The sequence below is a fragment of the Mycobacterium sp. THU-M104 genome, from assembly GCF_049197365.1.
In the GTDB taxonomy this organism is placed as follows: Bacteria; Actinomycetota; Actinomycetes; order Mycobacteriales; family Mycobacteriaceae; genus Mycobacterium.
Map to the genome: position 1 here is coordinate 1 of NZ_JBMIOP010000265.1, position 2,423 is coordinate 2,423.

3 protein-coding genes are annotated in these 2,423 nt (G+C 67.9%); 1 reads left to right on the top strand and 2 read right to left on the bottom strand.

Annotated features, from left to right (window positions below):
* Positions 1–263 (bottom strand): AMP-binding protein (locus ACOJVU_RS19340; RefSeq protein WP_421531252.1); only part of this gene is annotated, 263 nt, incomplete at its 3' end.
* A 135-nt stretch (positions 264–398) separates the two neighbouring features.
* Here ACOJVU_RS19340 and ACOJVU_RS19345 point away from each other — a divergent pair.
* Positions 399–1,736, top strand: coding sequence for a hypothetical protein (locus tag ACOJVU_RS19345; protein WP_421531253.1), 1,338 nt, complete (start codon positions 399–401; stop codon positions 1,734–1,736).
* An 18-nt stretch (positions 1,737–1,754) separates the two neighbouring features.
* Here ACOJVU_RS19345 and ACOJVU_RS19350 read toward each other — a convergent pair.
* Positions 1,755–2,423 (bottom strand): glycosyltransferase family 2 protein (locus ACOJVU_RS19350; RefSeq protein ID WP_421531254.1); only part of this gene is annotated, 669 nt, incomplete at its 5' end.

Genomic DNA, 2,423 nt, shown 5'->3' on the forward strand with positions numbered 1-2,423 from the left:
ATGAGCCCGGCCTGCAGCGCGCCGAGAAAGCTGATGATGTAGTCGGGGCTCTGCGGGGCCAGGATCACGGCCCGATCGCCCTTGGACCCGTGAGCCGCGAGCTGCTCGCTGAGATTCAGCACGCGACGGTATAACTGCGACCACGTCAGCGATATCGCGACGCCGTCCCAATCCTGGTCGTAATCGAGAAACGTGAACGCGGTGTCATTGGGCTGCAGGCTCGCACGTTCGCGCAGCACCGCGGGGATGGAGGACTGGACCACGGGATCAGATTACCTTCGTGACGGGCCGTTGGGGCCGAGGCTGACAAGCTGTGTCAGGGTACCAATCCCTCGCGGCGGCGGGGCGCAATCCCGAAGCCCTGCGTAGTACGGCGCCGGTGAACTACCCTGATCGCGGTGGACAACCGACTCGCCCATATGGATCAGGCCTCGTTCCTGGGCCTGCGGGCGCTGGGCTATGGCGCGCTCGTTCAGTTCACCTGGATCTACAACCGCCCGGTGGACATGGACGGATTGCGCCGGTTCAACCACAACCTCGGGTACGGGCTGCTGGGTCGGCGCGTCGAGCGGTCACCACTGCCGTTCGCGCGTGACCGGTGGGTGGTCGATCGGGGTCCGGCCGACATCGACGTCGCCGAAACACCACGTCGGCGCGCCGACATCGGCGCCTGGACGGGCGAGCGGGCGCGGCTGCCGCTGGACCCCGAATACGGACCCAACCGGCACCTCGGTGTGCTGCCCCTGCTGGACGGCGGAAGCGCCGTCACCCTGGTGACCTCGCACACGCTGGCCGACGGGCTGGGGTTCGTGCAGGCGATCGGCGACGCCGCCCACGGGCGGACGCGTGATCTGGGCTATCCCCTGCCCGGTTCCCGCACCCGCAGGCGGGCCCTGCGGGAGGACGCCCGCGCGTTTTTCGCCTCGGCGCCCGAACTGGGGCGCGCGGTGGCCGCGACGGTGCGCATCGCCCGGAAGCGGCGCAAGGACGTCGCCGCGTCGATCGCGTCGGCGCCGCCCCCGCCGCGGGGGGCCGGCGACGACCAGCCCGTGGCGGTGCCCACCCTGACGGCCTATGTCGATCTGGCCGAGTGGACTGGTTGCGCGAAAAGCATTGGCGGCAACCAGTACACGCTTTTCGCGGCGTTCGCGGGCCGGCTGGGCGCGCGGATGGGGCGCATCTGCGACGACGGGACGGTCACCTTGTCGTTTCCGATCAGCAACCGCACGCCGGACGACACGCGGGGCAACGCCCTGGTGTTCCCGGTCATCTCCGTGGACCCGACGAACCTGGCCTCCGATCTGACCGAGGTGCGGCTCACGTTCAAACAGGCGTTCGCCGACCTGGCCGAGACCACCGAGGAGTTGTTGGCCCCGCTGCCGCTGACGTCGCTGACACCCAAGTGGGTGGCGCGTAGGGCGGCCGGCATGGGTCTGGGCACCGCCGACCTTCCGATCGGCTGCTCCAACCTCGGGGACACCGACCCCGCGGTGAACCGGCCCGACGGCACCGAAGCCGACTATGCGTCCGGGCGATTGATCGAACCGGGCATCGACAGGCGCACCCTGGAACGCATGGGCGGCCAGCTGTTCGTGGTGTCCGGGCGGGGTGGGGGGAAATTGTGGATCTCGGTCAACGCCTATCTGACCGGGCGCACCGACTCCCCGGACGCGCTGCGCGAGGCCACCACCGGCGCCCTCGCCGACTTCGGTTTGACCGCCGAGATGGTGCACTGAACGAGCGGCGGACGGCCATCAGTCCGACAGCTGGTGGCTGGCATCGTCGAGCGGAATGGGCTTGTGCCACTTGCGGTCATGCGCGGCTCCGATCTGCCGCATGATGCCCAGCGCCGCAGGCAGGCCGTGCAGCCGACGCAGTCCTTGCAGCATCGCCACATTGGCACCGAGCGTGTAGCGCCAGGCGCCGAAATGCTCATTGGCGGTCTTGTGCCCGAAGTGGTTGATATAAGCCATCTCCGTGGTGTAGACGCCAAACCCAGCCCTGCGCGCATGTACCGCAAGCGCAAGATCGGGCCCCCACATGTGCTTGATGTGATTGAAGTTGACGAGGTCAAGACCTCCCGTTTCCTGCCAGCACTCGCGCGAAATCATCAGTGCCGTCCCCTCTACGGCAGGCACCACTCGATACTGTGGGCGAGGAACATAATCTGCGGCTTCGGGCTTCTGGTCGTCTGTCACGTAAGGGAATCCATGATCAAACATCGGCCCGACGATCCCCGCGTCGGCGGGCAGACGCGAGTCCAGGAAAGCACCGACGAACCCCTTGGAGAGCCGGGTGTCGTTGTTCAGCGTCATCGCGTGGGTGTAGCCCTCGGTGAACGCGATGCGGAATCCGTGTTCGCTGCCGCCGGCCCAGCCCAGGTTTTCCCCGGGCGTGCTGACCCGTTCGGTGCCGATCCGGGG